The organism is Desulfurella sp. (assembly GCF_023256235.1).
Taxonomy (GTDB): Bacteria; Campylobacterota_A; Desulfurellia; order Desulfurellales; family Desulfurellaceae; genus Desulfurella.
Genome location: NZ_JAGDWY010000017.1, coordinates 10,723 through 31,001 on the forward strand (window position 1 = coordinate 10,723; position 20,279 = coordinate 31,001).

At 31.8% G+C, this 20,279-nt stretch carries 23 protein-coding genes; 7 read left to right on the forward strand and 16 right to left on the reverse strand.

Going from position 1 to position 20,279, the window contains the following annotated elements; genetic code table 11:
* The 4 genes from yidC to rsmG form a co-directional block, all read left to right on the forward strand.
* Positions 1-1,290: membrane protein insertase YidC (gene yidC, locus Q0C22_RS01720; RefSeq protein ID WP_291490366.1), on the forward strand; the 1,290-nt coding region annotated here is incomplete at its 5' end.
* The gene (gene mnmE / locus Q0C22_RS01725; RefSeq protein ID WP_291490367.1) at positions 1,287-2,636 is read left to right on the forward strand and encodes a tRNA uridine-5-carboxymethylaminomethyl(34) synthesis GTPase MnmE; all 1,350 of its coding nucleotides are present in this window, start codon (positions 1,287-1,289) and stop codon (positions 2,634-2,636) included. The genes yidC and mnmE, both read left to right, overlap by 4 nt.
* A 35-nt stretch (positions 2,637-2,671) precedes the next feature.
* Positions 2,672-4,558, forward strand: a complete 1,887-nt coding sequence (gene mnmG, locus Q0C22_RS01730; RefSeq protein ID WP_291490368.1) for a tRNA uridine-5-carboxymethylaminomethyl(34) synthesis enzyme MnmG — start codon at positions 2,672-2,674, stop codon at positions 4,556-4,558.
* The gene (gene rsmG, locus Q0C22_RS01735; RefSeq protein WP_291490369.1) at positions 4,536-5,138 is read left to right on the forward strand and encodes a 16S rRNA (guanine(527)-N(7))-methyltransferase RsmG; all 603 of its coding nucleotides are present in this window, start codon (positions 4,536-4,538) and stop codon (positions 5,136-5,138) included. Before mnmG ends, rsmG begins: the two co-directional genes overlap by 23 nt.
* Here rsmG and Q0C22_RS01740 read toward each other — a convergent pair.
* The 11 genes from Q0C22_RS01740 to ppsA form a co-directional block, all read right to left on the reverse strand.
* Positions 5,107-5,649, reverse strand: coding sequence for a cupin domain-containing protein (locus Q0C22_RS01740; RefSeq protein ID WP_291490370.1), 543 nt, complete (start codon positions 5,647-5,649; stop codon positions 5,107-5,109). The genes rsmG and Q0C22_RS01740 overlap by 32 nt on opposite strands.
* A gap of 80 nt (positions 5,650-5,729) precedes the next feature.
* A complete protein-coding gene (locus tag Q0C22_RS01745; protein WP_287006172.1) occupies positions 5,730-6,284 on the reverse strand; it encodes an acetate uptake transporter in 555 nt (184 codons plus the stop codon).
* An 81-nt stretch (positions 6,285-6,365) separates the two neighbouring features.
* Positions 6,366-7,040, reverse strand: a complete 675-nt coding sequence (locus Q0C22_RS01750; RefSeq protein WP_291490371.1) for a polysaccharide deacetylase family protein — start codon at positions 7,038-7,040, stop codon at positions 6,366-6,368.
* Positions 7,041-7,123: 83 nt separating this feature from the next.
* Positions 7,124-7,837: a glycosyltransferase family 2 protein gene (locus Q0C22_RS01755; protein ID WP_291490372.1), complete on the reverse strand. Its 714-nt coding sequence runs from the start codon at positions 7,835-7,837 to the stop codon at positions 7,124-7,126.
* On the reverse strand, positions 7,837-8,139 hold the full coding sequence (locus Q0C22_RS01760; RefSeq protein WP_291490373.1) for a metal-sulfur cluster assembly factor: 303 nt from the start codon (positions 8,137-8,139) through the stop codon (positions 7,837-7,839). Before Q0C22_RS01760 ends, Q0C22_RS01755 begins: the two co-directional genes overlap by 1 nt.
* Positions 8,136-8,498 (reverse strand): hypothetical protein, encoded by a 363-nt coding sequence (locus Q0C22_RS01765; protein WP_291490374.1) that lies wholly within the window; start codon positions 8,496-8,498, stop codon positions 8,136-8,138. Before Q0C22_RS01765 ends, Q0C22_RS01760 begins: the two co-directional genes overlap by 4 nt.
* A gap of 4 nt (positions 8,499-8,502) precedes the next feature.
* Positions 8,503-9,909: an Asp-tRNA(Asn)/Glu-tRNA(Gln) amidotransferase subunit GatA gene (gatA, locus tag Q0C22_RS01770; RefSeq protein WP_291490375.1), complete on the reverse strand. Its 1,407-nt coding sequence runs from the start codon at positions 9,907-9,909 to the stop codon at positions 8,503-8,505.
* An 11-nt stretch (positions 9,910-9,920) separates the two neighbouring features.
* Positions 9,921-10,202 (reverse strand): Asp-tRNA(Asn)/Glu-tRNA(Gln) amidotransferase subunit GatC, encoded by a 282-nt coding sequence (gene gatC / locus Q0C22_RS01775; protein WP_291490376.1) that lies wholly within the window; start codon positions 10,200-10,202, stop codon positions 9,921-9,923.
* Between the two features lie 8 nt (positions 10,203-10,210).
* Positions 10,211-10,933 carry a tRNA pseudouridine(38-40) synthase TruA gene (truA, locus tag Q0C22_RS01780; RefSeq protein WP_367172081.1) on the reverse strand — a complete coding sequence of 241 codons (723 nt, stop codon included), beginning with the start codon at positions 10,931-10,933 and terminating at the stop codon, positions 10,211-10,213.
* A 3-nt stretch (positions 10,934-10,936) separates the two neighbouring features.
* Positions 10,937-12,280, reverse strand: a complete 1,344-nt coding sequence (locus Q0C22_RS01785) for a TldD/PmbA family protein (RefSeq protein ID WP_291490377.1) — start codon at positions 12,278-12,280, stop codon at positions 10,937-10,939.
* 1 nt (position 12,281) lies between these two features.
* The gene (gene ppsA, locus Q0C22_RS01790) at positions 12,282-14,675 is read right to left on the reverse strand and encodes a phosphoenolpyruvate synthase (protein WP_291490378.1); all 2,394 of its coding nucleotides are present in this window, start codon (positions 14,673-14,675) and stop codon (positions 12,282-12,284) included.
* 133 nt (positions 14,676-14,808) lie between these two features.
* On the opposite strand from ppsA, the gene Q0C22_RS01795 reads away from it, so the two are divergent.
* Positions 14,809-15,096: a hypothetical protein gene (locus tag Q0C22_RS01795; RefSeq protein ID WP_291490379.1), complete on the forward strand. Its 288-nt coding sequence runs from the start codon at positions 14,809-14,811 to the stop codon at positions 15,094-15,096.
* A gap of 9 nt (positions 15,097-15,105) precedes the next feature.
* Here Q0C22_RS01795 and Q0C22_RS01800 read toward each other — a convergent pair whose 3' ends face one another.
* Complete coding sequence (locus tag Q0C22_RS01800) at positions 15,106-16,599, reverse strand: potassium channel protein (RefSeq protein ID WP_291490380.1); 1,494 nt, start codon at positions 16,597-16,599, stop codon at positions 15,106-15,108.
* A gap of 86 nt (positions 16,600-16,685) precedes the next feature.
* On the opposite strand from Q0C22_RS01800, the gene Q0C22_RS01805 reads away from it, so the two are divergent.
* Together Q0C22_RS01805 and Q0C22_RS01810 are read left to right on the forward strand one after the other, a co-directional pair.
* Positions 16,686-16,994: a hypothetical protein gene (locus tag Q0C22_RS01805; protein ID WP_291490381.1), complete on the forward strand. Its 309-nt coding sequence runs from the start codon at positions 16,686-16,688 to the stop codon at positions 16,992-16,994.
* A 12-nt stretch (positions 16,995-17,006) separates the two neighbouring features.
* A complete protein-coding gene (locus Q0C22_RS01810; protein WP_291490382.1) occupies positions 17,007-17,852 on the forward strand; it encodes an MBL fold metallo-hydrolase in 846 nt (281 codons plus the stop codon).
* Here the strand turns inward: Q0C22_RS01810 and Q0C22_RS01815 are convergent.
* The 4 genes from Q0C22_RS01815 to Q0C22_RS01830 form a co-directional block, all read right to left on the reverse strand.
* Entirely contained in the window at positions 17,836-18,207 is a 372-nt protein-coding gene (locus tag Q0C22_RS01815; RefSeq protein WP_291490383.1) for a hypothetical protein, read from the reverse strand. The genes Q0C22_RS01810 and Q0C22_RS01815 overlap by 17 nt on opposite strands.
* A gap of 72 nt (positions 18,208-18,279) precedes the next feature.
* Entirely contained in the window at positions 18,280-19,104 is an 825-nt protein-coding gene (locus Q0C22_RS01820) for a hypothetical protein (protein WP_291490384.1), read from the reverse strand.
* A complete protein-coding gene (locus Q0C22_RS01825; RefSeq protein ID WP_291490385.1) occupies positions 19,088-19,972 on the reverse strand; it encodes a hypothetical protein in 885 nt (294 codons plus the stop codon). The genes Q0C22_RS01820 and Q0C22_RS01825 overlap by 17 nt, the downstream gene beginning before the upstream one ends.
* A partial coding sequence (locus tag Q0C22_RS01830; protein WP_291490386.1) for a P-loop NTPase occupies positions 19,969-20,279 on the reverse strand: 311 nt, incomplete at its 5' end. The genes Q0C22_RS01825 and Q0C22_RS01830, both read right to left, overlap by 4 nt.

Consider the following 20,279-nt stretch of genomic DNA (forward strand, 5'->3'; position numbering starts at 1 on the left):
AACTCAAATTATCTTGAAGTGGATATTTCCAGAATTGATGGGACAATAAAAAATCTTTATTTAAAAACATACACACAAGATCATAAATACATTAATCTTGCCAACCCAAACTCTAAAATTGGCTTATTTTATACGCAATTTGAAGATCAAACGCTTCAAAAAATTTCACAAACCGGTATATATAATACGGATATAAAAAACGAGAATGGTAAATATATTGTAACCCTAACTAAAACTGATGGGGATATAAAAATTGTTAAAACTTTCATAATAGACAATTACGGTATAAATTTTACTACAAAAGTTTACAATAATAATGGGCCTGTAAATACCGATTATCTTATTCTACTTGGTGAAAACTTTGGAACTTCCACCAAAGATACACATGTTGGTGCTGTGGCTTTAATAAATGATAAAATAAAAACCGATAGCGATATAGGTCAAAGTGATAGATTATCATGGATTGCTCTGGAAGATAAGTACTTTTGTATTGCATTATACAATAATTCTTTATTAAGTGGCGGCTTTAAACAAATTGATTCAAATAAATACATTTATGTGAATTTAAATACTCAAAAGTCTATAAATGCCTATGCCGGACCAAAGTCAACTTCAGTTATTTCTACTTATGATCCAAAACTTGATAGAATCGTAAGATTTGGAACTTTTGGCTTTATTGGAAAACCTTTGCTATATGTTTTGAAGTATTTATATTCGCTTGTTGGCAATTACGGTTTAGCTATTATCCTATTGACGTTTCTTATCAGGCTTGTTTTTTATCCTCTAACCTACAAATCATTTAAATCAATGAAACAAATGGCAAATCTTCAACCACAATTAAAAGAATTACAGCTTAAATATAAAGGAAAGCCTGAATTACTTAATAAGGCTACTATGGAATTATACAAAAAACACAAAGTTAATCCACTTGGTGGTTGTTTACCTATTCTCATTCAAATACCTGTTTTTATTGCTTTATACAACGTTTTACTAAATGCAATTGAGCTTAGACACGCGCCATTTATATGGTGGATTACTGATTTATCAAGCAAGGATCCATATTATATTTCGCCTATTATAATGGGTATTACTATGTATATCCAGCAAAAACTTTCACCTTCTACGCTTGATCCTATGCAGGCAAAAATTATGTTATTTTTACCTATTATTTTTACTATAATGTTTATGGGTTTTCCTTCGGGACTTGTTATTTACTGGATTGCTAACAATATATTTACAATTATTCAACAACTTATTGATACAAAAATTATAAATGCTAAGTCCAAATGAGTGATGATGACATTATAGCTGCAATTGCAAGTGGATACGTTGAGTCTGCTATAGGTGTTATTCGTGTAAGTGGTAAAAATTCAATTGAATTATTAAAAAAAATATTTTATCCAAAAAAAGCTATTTTTGAAGCCTACAGAATCTATCATGGCTTCTTAAAAGATTCTAATCAAAAAATTGTTGATGAAGTGTTGGTGAGTGTTTTTAAATCACCACACTCATACACTGGTGAAGACTCTTTTGAAATCAACTGCCATGGTGGATTGCTTGTTATGCAAAATGTGCTTGATCTAGTTTTGCAAAATGGAGCACGCCTTGCGCTTCCAGGTGAATTTACAAAAAGAGCTTTTTTAAATGACAAAATTGATCTGCTTCAGGCAAATGCAGTGGTGAACTTAATTAAAGCAAAAACTCAAAAGGCACTTGAAATTGCTTTTGGACAATTATTTAAAAAAAATGCCAATATTATTGAAGAATTAAGAGAAAAAATAATTTTTTTAATGGCAGAAAATGAAGTGTTGATAGACCATCCTGATGAAGATTTAAGTGATATTGATTTAAATAAACGACTTTTAATACTAAATGAAATCACAAAATTAATACAAAAACTGCTCAAATTTTCTGAAAAAGGTAAGTACTTTTTTGAAGGAGTAAATGTTGCAATAATTGGTAAGCCAAATGTAGGAAAATCAAGTTTATTAAACGAGTTAACTGGTCACAATAGAGCTATCGTTACAGACATTCCTGGCACAACAACTGATATTGTTTCTGAAACCATAAATTTGAATGGCATTCCTGTTAAATTTTTAGATACAGCTGGTATTAGAAAACATTCAAATAAGATTGAGTATTTTGGTATTCAAAAATCACATGAAGCTATAAATGATGCTGATATTGTAATTGCCGTATTCGATGCTAGCCGTAGTTTTGATAAAGATGATGAAGGTATTTTAAATATTGTTAAAAACAAAAAAAATGTTCTTATTGTTTTAAATAAATCTGACTTGAAAAGAAAGCTTTTATTACCTTCAAACATTGATTCAATTGAAATTTCATGTGTTAAAAAAACTGGTATTAATACACTTAAATCTCGTCTATACAATTTATTAATTGAAGATTACAGTGAAAATGAAGTTGTTTCATTAAATACAAGTCAGATAATTGCATTAAAATCAGCTTTAAAACAAACAAAAAAGATTAAAAAAGCTTATATTGATTATTTAGACCCTGCCCTAATAAGTATCGATCTGCAGCAATTGGCAGATTATATTGAACAAATAATTGGTAAAATTGAAAATGAGGATATCCTTGACAATGTGTTTAAAAATTTTTGTGTGGGAAAATAAAAATGTTTCACGTGAAACATCATCAGAGGTAAAAAATGTATATTTATCCTAAAAAGTACGATTGCATAGTAATAGGTGGCGGTCACGCTGGTTGTGAAGCAGCATTAATATGCGCAAGACTTAAATTAAACACTTTACTTATAACTATATCTGTGGATACCATAGGAGCTATGAGTTGTAACCCGGCTATCGGAGGCCTTGCAAAAGGTCATTTAGTTAAAGAAGTAGACATCTTTGGCGGTGAAATGGCAAGAAACATAGATGAAACCGGATTACAATTTAAAATATTAAATAAAAGCAAAGGTCCTGCAGTCTGGTCATCAAGAGCTCAAGCAGATATGCCGGCTTACCGTTTGAGAATGAAACATACACTTGAACATCAAGATCACTTAGAAGTAAAACAAGCAAATGTTGATGAAATTGTTGTAGAAGATGGAAAAATTAAAGGCGTTATAACCCATATAGGTAATGAGTTTTTATGTGATGCACTTATTATTGCAAGTGGTACATTTTTAAAAGGCAAAATCTTTATAGGATTAAATGAGTTTCATGCAGGCAGAGCATGGGAGCCACCAGCTGATAAATTATCAGAAAGTCTTGCAAAAGCAGGACTTATTATTGGAAGACTAAAAACTGGTACAACACCAAGATTAGATGGCAGAACAATAGATTTTGATGCTTTAGAGCCTCAAATGGGAGATGATGAACCTTTGCCATTTTCATTTAAAACCAAAAACTTCAACCCTCCAAATTATCCATGTTACCTTACATACACAAACGAAAAAACGCACGAAGCTATTAGAGAAAATCTGGACAAATCTCCACTTTACAGTGGTATGATACATGGTATTGGCACAAGATATTGTCCATCAATTGAAGACAAAGTAGTAAAGTTTCCCGACAGAGAAAGGCATCAGATTTTTTTAGAGCCTCAGGATGCAAACTCAAACGAAATATATGCAGATGGTCTGAATACGTCACTGGATTACGAAGTACAGGTAAAGTATCTAAGAACTATAAAAGGTTTAGAAAAAGTTGAAATTGTAAGGCCTGGTTATGCAATAGAATATGATTTTGTAAATCCTATCCAGCTAAAACATACATTAGAGACAAAAAAAATAAGAGGCTTATTTTTGGCTGGACAAATAAATGGAACCAGTGGTTATGAAGAAGCAGCAGCTCAAGGAATGGTAGCAGGAATCAATGCAGCAATGTATTTATTAGAAAAACCACCATTTATACTTGCAAGAGATGAAGCATATACGGGTGTTATGATAGATGATTTGGTTACAAAAGGTGTTAAAGAACCCTATCGAATTTTCACATCAAGAGCCGAATATAGGTTACTATTAAGAGAAGATAATACACATTTACGATTGGCAGAAAAATCATATAAATATGGCTTAATAGACAAAGTTCATTATGAAGAAATTGAAGAACACATAAAAAAAGTAAATGAAGCAATAAATATTTTAAAAACAACTTACGTTATGCCAAGTATAGATTTTAATCAAAAACTTGAATCAATTAATACAAAACCCATCAAGACAAAGGTTAGCTTATCAAAAATACTTGCAAGACCAGAAATTAATTATAGTTTATTACAAACTATAGTGGCAGATTTACCTTTACTAAACAAAATTCAGATACAGCAAACAGAAATTGAAATTAAATACGAAGGGTATATTAATTTGCAAAAGCAACAGATAGAAAAATTTAAAAAACTGGAAAATATTACTATACCAGAAGATTTTGATTATGATAAAGTCGCAGGTTTATCGGCAGAAATAAGAACAAGATTAAAAGAGGTAATGCCAAAAACATTGGGCCAGGCTATGAGAATCCCTGGTATGACGCCTGTTGCTATACAAATCATAAGTATTTTTTTACACAAAAAACATGTACAATCAAAACCTGCTTAAATCGTTGCTAGAAAAAATAAATATAAAAGACCAAGAAAAATTAGAAAAAATAGAAATCTATATAGAAAATTTGAAAAAATGGAATAAGATAATGAACTTAACATCAAAACATTTTGATATAATCAATCATATTCAAGATAGTTTAATGTTTTTTGAAGTTGTTGAAAATAAAAGCGGTAATCTAATAGATATTGGCTCTGGCAATGGTTTTCCAGCAATTATTCTTGCTATTTTATGTAATAAACTAAACATTACTATGGTAGAGTCAAATACAAAAAAAAGCATATTTTTAAAAGACACAATACACAAATTACAAATCCAAGCAAATGTACTCAATATTGATATACTAAATATAAAAACCGAAAAAAAATTTGAATATGCAACTATAAGAGGATTAAAATGCAACTACAAGATGCAAAAAATTATACATTCTCTTTTACTTAATAAGCAAGGAAAACTAATTGTATGGTCATACCCTCCACCTTTACTTAAATATTTTACACTTTTGAATTCTATTTCTAAAAATAATAAATATATACATGTATATGCTAAAGAACAGGTGGAGCAACAACCCATATAGTTTCTACATCTACATCACCCACATTTTTGTAGTAATGAGGCAAAAGTGATGAGAAATAAAAACTGTCGCCAGCTTCAAGTACGGCACTTTGGCTACCTACTCTCAATTCAAGTTTACCTTTTAGGATATAACCAAATTCCTCCCCATTATGTCTATGCTCACCTTGAGAATCGCACCCAACGGGTACAATTTTATATAATGGTTCCATCATTTTATTTGAAATTTTAGAAACAAGCAATTCTGCTTTAACATGACTTCCAGGATAGATGATTTGCGTACGTTCATTTTTAGTTAAAAATATTTTATCCTGCTGCTTTTCATCACTAAGTAAGTCTTTAACTTCTATATCTAAACTTTCAGCTAATTTTTTTAAAATACTAATAGAAGGCATAGCCTTACCGGTTTCTATTTGTGATATGTACGCATCTGTACAACCCACTTTTTCTGCTAAAGCTTTTAGGGTTAAGCCTTTCTTTTTTCTTTGAGCTTTTATTTTTTCTGACATTTCCATCTTTACCAATACCTCCTAAACTAAATAGCAAGAAGCATTATACTACTTCTTGCTATTTTAATCAAGCAAAATCTAATTAATTATGTGGTTAAATCAAATTGAGCCTTAATAGCCTCATACATACCATACCACGCAGCCAAAGCTGTAATGATTCCTTCATAACCAGCAAAGGTAGTTATTGCTTTGCTTCCTGTATAGTGGCCAATATCAAGCAATATGAACAAAATAAGCAATAAAACAAAAATCGTTATAACGGTAGTGTGTTTAGTATTAAATACAAGCACAGTCATAATTGCTGTAAAAATAGTCCATGCAATAAGTGTTACACCTAATGCTGCCCCAAATGCTGCATCAGGAATCCAATGCCATATTGGACCCATATAAATTAAAAAAGCAAGCGCAATCCAGAATGCTCCATACGCACTAAAAGCTGTCATACCAAATGTATTACCCGTTTTGAACTCAAAAAAACCAGCAATAAACTGCGTCAAACCACCATAGAACAAACCTAAAGGAAGCACAGCAAACAACGCTGCCGGAACCAAACCAGCATTAGCTAAATTTAGAACAAACGTAGTTAAAGCAAATCCACCCAACCCTACTGCACCCGGGTTAGACATTTTCCCATCAGCCATATAGAACCTCCCAACAAAAATTTCTTTAACTATAAAATATATTAAATTAATGTAAATGTCAAGCGAAAAAATTAATTAAATTTATATTCTAGAACGGCCACGTGTTAATATTAAGTATAAATCTAAATAATTAGTGGAACTACGAATTATAGAACGCTTAAGAACGTATGGATTATATTTTATTATATTTATAGATTGTCCAATTATATAGGCTCGCTTAAAACCACTTTTTTTTAAAACTTCAATAACATCTTGATTATAATTTCCAAATGGATATGCAAAATCTTCTACATTTGTAAATTGAGATAATATTTCTTTTGATCGATTTACATTTTCTAAAATTTCATTTTTAGATAATTCAGAAAGTTTTAAGTGAAAATGAGAGTGAGAGCCAATCTCCATACCTAATTCAATTAATGATTTAATATCATTTTCATCAAGCATTGGCATATTATCAAACGTTTTACCAATATAAGCGGTTGATATAAAAAAAAGACCACTAAAGCCGTACTTTTTTAAAATTTGAGCAGCAACCAAGTTGTTTTTATAGCCGTCATCAAATGTAATCAAAACACGTTTTTCATGAAGATAAAATTTATTATTTAAAAAAGAAAAAATATCGCTAGCTTTAATAGTAGAATAGCCTAGTCTTTTTAAAAATTTTATGTGATTTTCGAAAGTTTCTTTTGAAATGGTAAATTTACCATGGTTTGCATTTTGCTTTGTATCATCAATACTATGATAAAGCAATATCACAAGACCCTTTTTAGGCAAACGAAAAAAATTGAACCTAAGCAAAAAAATAATAATTACAAAACAAAGCAAAATTATCAAAAACACTAATTTAGCTCTTTTACTTTAGCATATTTAACAAGTTGATAAAAACTTGATAGAAGTGCATACAAAACACCTTCGTAACCATCCAGAAAAGCACCTCTAATAATAAATCTTTTAAAAAGCTCTAAATTAAAACGTATAATTGGGTGCACATTGTAGTTTTTTTTTAAATTTAATGTAGCGGAAATTGATGTATATTTGTTTAGTTTTTCAATGTAGTGACTTAAATCTTTATAACTATAGTGTAAAATCTTACCATTTAAGCGTGAAGCGTTTTTTGATATAACCTTTTCGTGTATGGAATTGCTAAACTTTAGACCTTTTCTAAAAAGCCTCAAATGCCAGTTTTGTGCACCACCAAACTTAAGAGCTTTATTTAAAAATACAAGCTGAATTTTTATATAGTAACTATCAAATTTTGAATTTTTTATAGCTTTTAGAATCTCATCTTTTAAAGAAGAACTAACAACTTCATCCGCGTCAATACTCAATATCCAGTCAGTTGAAAGTTTTTCTATAGCAAAATTTTTTTGCTCGCCGTAATTTACAAATTTGTTAAAATATATTTTATCTGTATATTGTTTTGCTATTTCTACAGTATTATCTATGCTATATGAATCAACTATAACTATTTCGTCACAAAAATCAACGCTTTTAAGTGTTCTTTCAATAGAGTCTTCTTCGTTGTAAGTAATTATAGCACATCCTATGCTCATTACTCACCCAAAAGTCGCTTTCTAGCTTCTTCACTTATCATAGAGGGATTCCAGGGTGGGTCCCAGACAACATCTACAAACACCTCTTTTGCGCCAAGCTCCATAATTTTTTCCCTTATATCTTCAGTAATCGGAATATGAAGCGGACATCCAGGCACTGTAAGTGTTATTGTAACAAAAACTACATTATCATCATCTATCACAATGTTGTATAAAAAACCTAGAGAAACAATATCAAGGCCAAGTTCAGGGTCGTAAACATTTTCGAGTGCCTTAACAATCTCTTTTGTAGAAAGTTTCATTTGTTCTCCTTTTTTAAAAGTTTAAAAGGAACTACGTTACGTTTGTTTTTCTTTGTTTTTATTTTTTTGATATTAAACTTGTCAAATATTTCGCTTTCATTTTTTAAAAATTTTATTGTAACTATATGCTCTGGACTCATTATAATAAGTTTTCCATCATACATTGAATCTTTAGCATCCAGTGGTTTTATAATAATTTTACCATCAACTTCTTTATAAGTATTTACATTTTCCAGCTTTATGCCAAAATAGCTTTGCTCATCTAAAAAAGATAGCAAATCGTCACTGTCAAAATTTTCAACAGTGCCAATATAGCTTTCACCGTTAATTAGATCAACTTTAACCCACACATCTTTCATTTTTTTACTCCATAATTGGTATTTTTTTGTGAAAATCGTGTTGCTGTTCGAATGCATACGCAACTTTTAATAATATATCCTCCCTAAAAGCATTTGACAAGATCTGCAAACCAAGCGGAAGGTTGTTTTTGCTAAAACCACAAGGCACACTAATAGCAGGAAGACCAGCTAAATTGGCTGGAATTGTAAACGTATCGGACAAATACATATCAAGTGGATTTGTAACTTCTCCGATTTTAAAAGCATCGGTTGGCGTTGTGGGTAAAATAATAGCGTCAACATTTGAAAAAGCTTTATCAAAATCCATTTTTATAAGGTTCCTTAAACGCAGAGATCGGATATAATAAGCATCATAATAACCGCTTGATAGCACATATGTACCAAGCATAATCCTACGCTTAACCTCTGCCCCAAAACCTTCAGTTCTGGTATTTACATACATTTCCTCAAGAGTCTGACCGTTTGATCGATAACCATATTTTACTCCATCAAAACGTGCCAGGTTGCTAGAAGCTTCAGCGCATGCTAAAATGTAATAATCTGAAATTGAGTATTTTATATGAGGTAAATCCACATTTTCTATTTGTGCACCAAGTTTTTTGTATGTATCAATAGCATTTTCTATGCTTTGCGCAATATCTTCTGATACAGATTTTAGTGCCGCTTCATAAACGCCAATTTTAATGCCTTTTAAATCTTGGCTTAAAAACTGGTTGTAATTTGGCACATCTGCATTAATAGAAGTTGAGTCTTTTGGATCAAAACCAGAAATTATGCCTAAAAGCAAACTTGCATCTTTGACATCACGTGTAATTGGTCCAATTTGATCTAAACTTGAAGCAAAAGCCACAAGGCCATACCTTGATACGCGTCCGTACGTTGGCTTTAGACCAACCACACCACAAAAGCTTGCCGGTTGCCTTATGGAACCACCTGTATCTGAACCCAATGAAGCTATAGCAAGTCCTGATGCCACACTTGCTGCAGAACCACCGCTTGAACCACCACTTACGCGTTTTTTATCCCATGGGTTTTTAACTGGCCCAAAGTAAGAAGTTTCACACGAAGAGCCCATAGCAAACTCATCCATATTTGTTTTGCCGATAAAATTAGCTCCAGCAGATTTTAACTTTTCTATAACCGTGGCGTCATAAATACTTTCAAAATTTGACAGCATCTTAGAAGCACATGTGGTTTTTGTGCCTTTAAGCATAATATTATCTTTTATAGCAATGGGCAATCCTTTCAATAAAGAGCTTTTTTCTTTAAAAGAATCAATAATACTTATATATGCATTTATGTTTTTATTGTATAATTTAATATAGCTTAATAATTCTTCAAATACTTCTTTTGATGTTATTTCTTTTTTTTCAATAAGGTCTAGCAGCTCGTGCAATGGCTTTTCAATCATTTTTTGCTCCATTATATAACTTTTGGTACAACAAATTGCCTTTCAAAAACTTGCGGCGCATTCTTTAAAATATCCTGTATCCCAAAAGTTTTATCTACTTTGTCTTCTCTAAAAAAATTTACACTTGAAAGAATATTGGATAATGGCTCAATATTAGATAAATCAAGCTCATCAAGTTCTTTCATGTAATTTAAAATATCATTAAGCTGATTATTAAATTTTTCAAGTTCACTATCATCAAATTTTAATTTTGCAAGGCTTTCAAGTTTTTTTAATTCTTGTTTAGAAATCATATGCACCTCTAATATATTGCTCTTTTAAAATACAAACCACATGCAGGAGCTTTAAGTAAATGCAAAGACATCTTACCATTCAGACTTTGAATAATTTCATCTCTAGTGGTTTTTCCTTTTGCATAAGAAACCATAGTGCCAACTATTAACCTTACCATTCCGCGCAAAAAGGCATTTGCTCTGATAAAAACCGCCACAATAAAACCTTTTTGCTTAATTCTTACATATTTGACAAAACGATTTGGAGTTTTTGTTGACGAAGCTTTTGAAAATACAGAAAAATTTTTATTTCCTACAAACAAATCCTTTATTTCCTCTAATCGAAAAATATTTAGTTTTGGGACATGCCATACATAATTTCTCAAAAAAGGCATACACACATCCGCAGTATTGATAATATACACATAATCTCTAAAAATACAACTATAGCGGGAATGAAAATTATCATCAGCAAAAAACGCTTTTTTAATCCGTATATCTAATGGCAATAATGCATTTAAGGCACGTTTTAATACTTCTAAATTAAATGATTTTGAAGCTTCAAAATCTACTACCTGAGATAATGCATGGACACCGGTGTCGGTCCTACCTGCATAATTTATGCGAATGTCACTGCCGAAAATACGCGTTAGTGCCTCTTCAAGACTTTGCTGGATGGTAGGCTTATCTTTTTGCCTTTGCATCCCAAAATAATTCGTGCCATCGTATGAAACCTTCAGTTTATAGCGAATATATTAACCCCCAACCATAATCTTTGGTATTCTAAGCGTTGGTTCACCGTCCGTAACAGGCACGCCCTGGGAATTTTTGCCACATGTGCCCACTTCTGTTCCAAAATCATCACCAACCATATCAATTTCCTGTAAAATTTTTGGGCCATTTCCAATAAGTGTAGCTCCTCTAACCATATGCTTGATTTTACCTTTTTCTATTAAGTAACCTTCTGATACTTCAAAAACAAAATCGCCTGTTACTGGATTTACCTGACCACCGCCCATCTTTTTAACCAACAAACCATAATCTATGCTGTTTATTATCATTTCTCTATTATCGTTTCCTGGTAAAATGTACGTATTTGACATACGCGGTATTGGTATATATGCATAGGATTGCCTACGCGCGCTTCCATTTGAAAGTCTATTGTTTGCTTTAGCATACATTTTATCAAACATATAATCATTTAAAATACCGTTTTTAATGAGCAATTTTCGCATACCACGCGTACCTTCATCATCGTAAACAAACGAGCCTCTTGCTTTTTCAACACATGCATCGTCCACTACACTGATTTTTTCATTAGCTACCTTCATTCCCAATTTTGATTTATAAACACTCATTGATTCAAATACAAGATCAGCTTCTAAACCATGACCAACCGCTTCATGTATCATTGTACCGCCTGCACTTGAATCCAATACAACACTCATAACCTGTGGCTCAAGACGCGGACTTTTAAGTAATTCTTCTAATTTTTCTACCATTTCTTGCGTTAATATTTCAAAATTAATACCTTCTAAAAACTCAAAACCACCCATAGCTGAAAGCGGTTTTCTGATTGTTTGTAATATGTTATCAAGTTTTGCAACAAGTTCAATATACAAAAGTGTATAAGTTCGCTTTTCTTGGAGTACGCGTCCTTCTTCGTTTAAAATATTTATTTGTTTTAGTTTGTCTGAATAAGTAACGCTTGCTTGTATAATATATGGACTTTTGTAGGCAACGTTATTTACTGTATCTATTATATTTTTAACCATATCAAGGTCTGCAGGGTAACCCTTATAAGAATAAATACTCATCTGTGGCATCTCTATTATGTTGATGCCTTCTTTAGGATTTGCTACTTCACATATAAACTTTGTCTTTTCATAAACGCTTTTTTCAGATGTGTCATTTGTTGAGGCAAAGAGAACAGAAAAATCCTTTACACCCCTTATACCCACACCTTTGTCTGTACTAAAATTAACATTTTCTATTTGTTTGTTTTTAGATTCTATTGTCCGTGTAAACGAATCTTCCAAATAAATATCAAAAAAATCAAAACCAGAACCTTTAAACAACCTAAAAGAGTCTTCGTACATACTATCTACCCAGCCTTTTTTCTACTTCAAGAACTTTAAGCGTAGTTGACATTATACTATCTGGATTCAAACTCATTGAGTCAATACCTTCTTCTACTAAAAACTCAGCAAAATCAGGAAAATCGCTTGGCGCCTGACCACAGATACCTACACTTTTGCTGTACTTGTGGGCAGTTTTTATAAGCATCGAAATCATACGTTTTACTGCAATATGTCTTTCATCAAAAAGGTGAGCGATAAGACCCGAGTCTCTATCAATTCCCAGCGTAAGTTGTGTTAAATCATTTGAACCTATTGAAAAGCCGTCAAAAATTTGTGCATACTCATCGGCACATATAACATTGCTTGGAATTTCTGCCATAACGTATATTTCAAGGCCGTTTTCACCTTGAATCAAACCGTTTTTTCTCATTTCTTCAATAACTTTTCTGCCTTCTTCTGGGGTTCTGCAAAATGGTATCATAAGCTGTATATTTGTAAGTCCAAACTCATCGCGAGCTTTTTTCATAGCAAGGCACTCGAGTGCAAAACCTTCTTTATAGTTATCAGAATAATATCTTGAAGCACCTCTCCAGCCAATCATTGGGTTTTCTTCTTCTGGTTCGAACTCAGAGCCACCAATTAAATTAGCATACTCATTTGTTTTAAAATCACTCATCCTAACAAGTATTGGTTTTGGATAAACGCTTGCAGCCAAAAGCGCAACACCTTGCGCCAATTTGTCTACAAAGTAGTCAGGTTTAAAGCTATAGCCTTGCGTTAGCTCTTCAATAGTTTTCTTTGCTTGTTCATCTTTTAGCTTATCAAAGTGTATTAAGGCAAGAGGATGAACCTGTATAAATGAGCTTATGATAAATTCCATCCTTGCAAGACCAATACCATCGTTTGGTATATTTGCAGACGATAATGCAAGTGCTGGATTTCCCAAATTGAGCTTAATCTGTGTTTTTGGTCTTTGAAGTGATGATAAGTCAAGAGTTTCTACTTCAAACTCAAGCTTTCCTTTGTAAACATAGCCTTCGTCGCCTTCTGCGCATGAAACGGTAATATGATCGCCTGTTTTAATTACACTGGTAGCATTTGCACAACCAACAATAGCAGGTACACCTAACTCTCTAGAAATAATTGCAGCATGGCATGTTCTACCGCCACGGTTTGTTACAATTGCTTTAGCTTTTTTCATTATTGGTTCCCAATCTGGATCTGTCATATCCGTTACAAGCACTTCTCCTTCTTGAAACTCAGATATTTTGCTTGCATCTAATAGTACGCGAGCTACACCACTTGCAATTTTATTTCCAACTGCTACGCCTTTTGTTATAATTTCACCTTTTTCTTTGAGTTTGTAGGTTTCCATAATGCTTAAATTTTTCTGTGAATGTACCGTTTCTGGCCTTGCCTGAACAATAAACAATTCATTAAGTTCGCCATCTTTTGCCCACTCTATATCCATAGGTGAATAAACACCACGTTTATTTGTATAGTGATTTTCAATTTTTATTGCCCATGAAGCTAACTTCAGGATATCGTCATCACTTAAAGCGTATGATAATCTTTCCTGGGTTGTGGTTTCTATTTCTTTTATACCGCCATTTTCGCTATAGATTGCCTTTGTTAGTTTTGAGCCTAAATTCTTCTTGATAATAGATTTAAAACCTTTTTCAAGTGTGGGTTTAAAAACCATAAATTCATCTGGGTTAACCTTACCGCCTACAATCAATTCTCCAAGTCCGTAACTTGCATTTATAACAACAACCTTATCAAAACCACTTTCTGTATCAATACTGAACATTACACCACTTGCAGCTTTATCTGAACGAACCATTTTTTGGACAGTAACGGATAAAGCTATATCAAAATGGTTAAAACCTTTATCGTGCCTGTATGATGTAGCCCTATCTGTAAAAATAGATGCATAGCATTTTTTAACATACTTTACAACATCGTCTAAGCCTTTTACATTAAGATATGTATCCTGTTGACCAGCAAAAGAAGCATCAGGCAAATCTTCCGCTGTTGCAGATGACCTTACTGCTACATCTGTATTTTGAGTAGAATACATGCTTGATAATTTTATATAAGCTTCTTTTATTTCTTGCAATAAATCGTCAGGCAGAGGAGCTTGCTCTATCATCTGTCTGACTGAAGCGCATTTAGAGCGTAAATCATTAATATCATGCGTATTTAAATTTTCCAGAGTTGATTGTATTTTATCTTTAATCTTAGAGCTTTCCAAAAGATACCAGTAGGATTGGGCAGTTAAAGCAAAACCATAGGGTATATTTATGCCCTCGCTTTTAAGCTCTTTAATCATTTCGCCCAAAGATGCATTTTTACCGCCAACCAAACCAACATCATTCATTGATACTTCATCTAGCCACTTTATAAATTTCATTGTTTACCCTCCATTTCTATTTGTTTTTATAATAACAAAAAAAATTTCAAAATTCAAATGTATATAACAAAAAATTGACTTTAATTTTACTGTGTCTTGTGATAATTTAAAAAATAAATAAAGGAGGTATGTTATGGTAAAAAAATTTCTTCTTACAAGTACACTTTTGCTAGCTTTGTCTGTAAATGCATTTGCACAACCACCGCATAAACCACCAAAGATCCACCATCCAAACAACCACGCTATTTATCATCACAAAGCTTATAACCACAAGTTTTATCGACATGAAAACCACAGACTGGTACACAGAAGGGCAAACTACAATGCAGCAACACCGGCTCGCCCTGCAATACATACACCCGCTGGAACAATACCTGCACAAAGAGCAATACCAAGTCCTGCTGCTCACAAAGGCTACTAAGATTTAGGCTCAGCTTGAGCCTAAATCTTTTTTAAATCTTTGTAAATCTTGAGTTAAACCCACACAAATTAAAATAGTAGATGAGCTTATTATGTCATCACCACTTGGATTAAATTTCAATTTTTTTTCTATTTTTTGCTCATTTTTATTAAAAAATTCTTCTACTAAAGCTATAATCATTAAATTATAAAATGATCTTATATTTGTTTGTTTTATCATTTTCCCATCGTAGGGGCTGTTTTTTGGTATCCTAATTTCGTCAATCTCTATGGCTTCTTTTGCACCTGCAATACTAAATAGCGCATCAGCAGCGTTAGGTGCTAAAATCATTCTTGCAACTCTGGTAGCAGATGTATGATATGGCGAAATAGTTGTTGCCCCAAGTCTTTTAAATCTCTTAATGGCTTCTTCTTCGTTTTCTCTAGCATTTACCCTTGCTATGGAAAAAATTTCCTTGTTTAGTTCTTTTGCAGAAATAAGAATATATAGATTTTCAGCATCAGAGTTTGTTAAAATAGCAAGGCCTTTGGCACGCATAATTCCTGCTTGCAAAAGCACCTTTTCGTCTGCAGCATCTGCATTTATTGTTAAATAACCCTCCTTTATGGCTTCATTTGCTTTATCCCTATCCTTTTCTATTATAACAAAACTTAAATTGTTTGATCTAAGCTGCTGTGCAACTAGACTTGTAATTTTGCCAAAACCACAAATGATATAGTGATTAACAAGTTCGTCTATCTTTTTTTGCACAAGTGCCTCCTTATCTAATTTTGATTCTATAATTCTGCGTGTAAAAGCAGAAGTTATAATACTTGTAAGCATTGCTATACTAACAATACCAAATATCATCAAAAACGAGGCTATTATTTTACCCGTTTGCGTAATTGGTACTATATCACCATAGCCTACAGTTGTAGCTGTAACAATAGACCACCAAAAAGCATTAAATAAAGATCGGAAAGCAGGATTATAAGGGCTTTCTGCAATGTAAATACTGATTGATGAAACAAACAAAAAAAATGCAAAAATTGCAAAAAACCAGGTCAACTCATAAAAACTGCTCTTTATCACATTCAAAAGTTCCATTATTTTTTTGCTAAATCTACCAAATTGCAAAAGCCTTGCCAGTACAACAAGTAAAGTATAAGGGTATGGCAAAACATAAAAAGGTATCATAGCAACAATGTTAGCCAAAAAAAGTGTATTCAAAGCCTGATTTAAAAAAGCTTTCAAAGTATATTCTTTCTTTTCCACCAAAATTGCAAAAAAAGTAGTGTAATTTATAATAAACTCTAAAATTATCACTGAAATAGTAAATATCTCGATCGTGGTAAAAAATGGTCTTATTATGTTATATTCAAGTATCTTTGCACCCTTATATACCATTATAGACACAATGGATGCAAATAATACAAACCTCATAAACAAACTGAAAATATATGATGTAACTTTATTTGTATAAAGTATCTCTCTAACTTTTATCAAAAAATCAATAACTTTCATAAATATTTTACATTATACAGGCATTTTATTAGATTTCAATGCAATAACTTGAAATTTAAAAAGAAAGTTGTTAAATTACTATTTTAATGATAGAAAAAGAAAATTTTAAAAAGGTTGTATATCAAAAACTACAAAGCCTAAAAGAAGGAGAATATTTAGATATTAGAAGTTACAAAAGAAACCGAAGTGTTTTAATTGTAAAACTACAAAATTCTTATAGATTTATCGAGAATGGTTTCAGGAATATGGATGTTTATTTAAATAATCTCGATGATATAAAATCTGTATTAAAAACAATAGAACGCATTGAATTTCCAAGAAGTCATATGGTACGTATATACAAAATGGATAATTTTGATGAAACAAAGATAAACTTGCAAAGAAAAAAACTCTAAGGAGAAAATTTTATGAAAATTATTGATTTAAATTTTCAAAATACACAAAACATTATTGCAAGTTTTTTAATAGAGGCTAAAGAGCCCATACTTATTGAAACAGGTCCTGAATCTACATTCAAACACCTAACCTACAAATTAAAAGAACTTGGTTTAAACATAAACGATATAAGACATGTATTTGTAACACATATTCATCTAGATCATTCAGGCGCTGCTTGGTGCTTTGCTAAAACAAACGCAAAAATTTATGTCCATCCAGCTGGTGCAAAACATTTAATTGATCCATTCCGTCTTGTAGCATCCGCACAAATTGTTTACAAAGATAAATTAAAAACACTTTTTGGCAATATTATGCCAATTGATAAAGATAAAGTAGTTATTTTAGATGATCAAAAAGAAATAAATATAGCTGGCACAAAAATTTTGCCAATATTTACACCAGGTCACGCAAAGCACCATGCATGTTTTTTTGTAAATGATCATATGTTTGTGGGTGATGCAGGTGGTATTCGAATTTTAGATGGACCCATAATGCCACCTATGCCACCTCCTGATATAAATTTAAAAGAATGGATAGCATCAATTGAAAAACTTAAAAAATACAAACCCAACTTTGTATGTCCAACACATTTTGGTTGTTATACAGCTGATAATCATTTTGATAAACTTATTTCACATATTATACAGTATGAAATATTTATAAAAAACAGTCAAGACTATAATCAATTTTTAAAATTTATCGATACTTTCTTTTATGATAAAAGCATAAGAGAACACTATAAGCTTGCAAATCCAGATGATATGAATTTTGAAGGCCTATTGAGATATTTCAAAATTTTTATAAACCAGAATTAGTATCATTGGCAGTATTGTTATCTATTGTAGATTGCTTTGCTGTAATGCTAGTATTATTAATATAAAGCAACATTTTATCAATACTGTTTTTTAATTTGCTTGATTTTGCAAGGATCAAAGCTTGTTGAAGCTCAACTTTAGCAAAGTTATACTTGCCATCTTTTGCATATGCACCAGCAAGACACATATACGAAACAGGATTATCCGAATGCAACACTACAGCTAATTTGCCAAGCTGAATTGCTTTAGACACATGGTCTTCTTTTAGCTGTTTAATACATTGTGTTATTGTATTTGCATAAGAAAAAGCAGGTATAAAAATAAACAATAATCCAATAAATAACCTTTTTAACATAGCGCTTTTAAAATTTATCTTTAAAAAACATTTTTTTCAAATTAAAAATTCTAACATTACATATTAGTTACACTAAGTTTTTTTCCTTTTTTTGTCAATTATTATATAACCGACAATAATTACCCAAACAATAACAATCAATCCTGCAAACAATGGAAGTTTTTTTGTTATTTTTTTATACATCAACGCTTGTCTTTGTGCTTGAAGTTGTGAATTTACATTGGCAACAAGAGATTGATAATAAAGATTTGCGGTATAATTCAAAACAAAATTTTTGAAATTAGCAAAATATTCATCAAACTCATTCTGGTTCTGCAAAAGGTAAATATATGCTTTGGAAGCTTGAGTGTAGCGTTTGTGCGCATCGCTTGATTTATCTATAAAGCTTAAATATTTTATAAACATTAAAGTTTCATCTATTTTATTTGGAGGGTTAATATCAAAATCTAACTTTGATATTTCTTGCGGGAAATTGTATGCCAAAAATGCACAAATATAATCATCCGTCTGATTTTGTTCATAAATATTAAGTGTTTGAACAGCTGCAGCTAGGTAGCGCTTTATGTTTTTCTTATATGAAGCATATCCTATGTCACCAAGCCATTGTATAAATTTATTCAAATAGTTACCTTTTGGTATATTGAGGTTTTCTGTAGAATTTATCTTTTCGATTGCCAGATTAAATTCTTCGTTATCTATAGGCAACCCTTCAACGCTTAAAAGCGTACCATTTAATACAGAATCGCTCATTCTCCATGATAATTTCATATGAAGATAGTTAGCAGTGCAAATATTTTTATTGCATTGTATTTGCCACGATGAAGCCTGTGCTGAATCAGGCCTTAAAAAAGTGGCAAAAAACAACAAAAAAAATATAAAATTAACAAAAATTTTCAACAATTAAACCTTCAAGCAAACTGCCATTTGTTGTGTAAACGCAGTCTTTACCAAAAACTTCCATTATGGACAATACTATTTGTGCTCCCACGACAATTACGTCTTCCCTTCCCTCTTCTAAAACAGGGTAGTGTTTTAAGCGTGATTTTTTATCCATTAAAATCATTTCGTTTAATAATTTTTCAATACTTTTTTGAGTTAATTTGTAGTTTTCACATTTTTCATAATCGTATATTTTAAGATTCAAATCCATAGCAGCAAGACTGGTAACTGTTCCTGCGTTGCCTATAAGATATTCAAAATCAAAAGTTACTTTGTGTTTCAAAAGTTCGTCTTTAAAAGCCAAACCTGCATCAAACAGGTTTTTTTTAGAAGGTGGATCAGTTTGACAAAATTGCTCAAGCAATTTAACAACACCTAATTTAACACTGAATGATTTAACAATACGCTCATTTTCACAAAACATAAACTCACAGCTTCCACCGCCCAAATCAAAACCCACCCATCGTTTGTTTTTTAAGTAATCAAGTGCATATAAAATACCTTTTTGAGATAAGTATGCTTCTTTTAAACCATCAATTACTTCAATATTCAAATGCGTTTTATTCAAAAAGTCATCTTTGTTTTTTGCTTCTCTTATAGCGCTTGTGGCTACAGCTTTGTAGTCTGTACAATTGTAACTTTTCATTAAATTTTCATAATAGGATAATATATAAAGCGCTTTTTGTATATTTTCTTCTTGTAAATAGCCATTACTGCCTTTGCCCAATCGGGCAATCTTGCTTAAGCGTAAAACCAACTTACATGTTGTCTCATCAGCAATGGCTAGCCTTATTGTATTTGTACCTATATCAATTGCAGCTATCATGCATTCTTCAGTGTTTCTATGATGCTTCTTGCTGCATCTGCAAAAGCTTTTGCTACAACTGAGTCTGGAGCTGATATACTAACTGGGCTTCCTTCGTCTCCACCTTCTCTTACCTGTATGTCTATTGGTATCTCGCCTAAAAAAGGTATTTTAGTCTTTTTAGCAAAAGCCTCTCCGCCACCATGTGAGAATATATCTGACCTATAACCGCATTTTGGGCACACAAAGTAGCTCATATTTTCGATTATACCTACCACGGGAACTTTCAGTTTAACAAAAAAATCATAAGCTTTTGCTGCATCGTCTA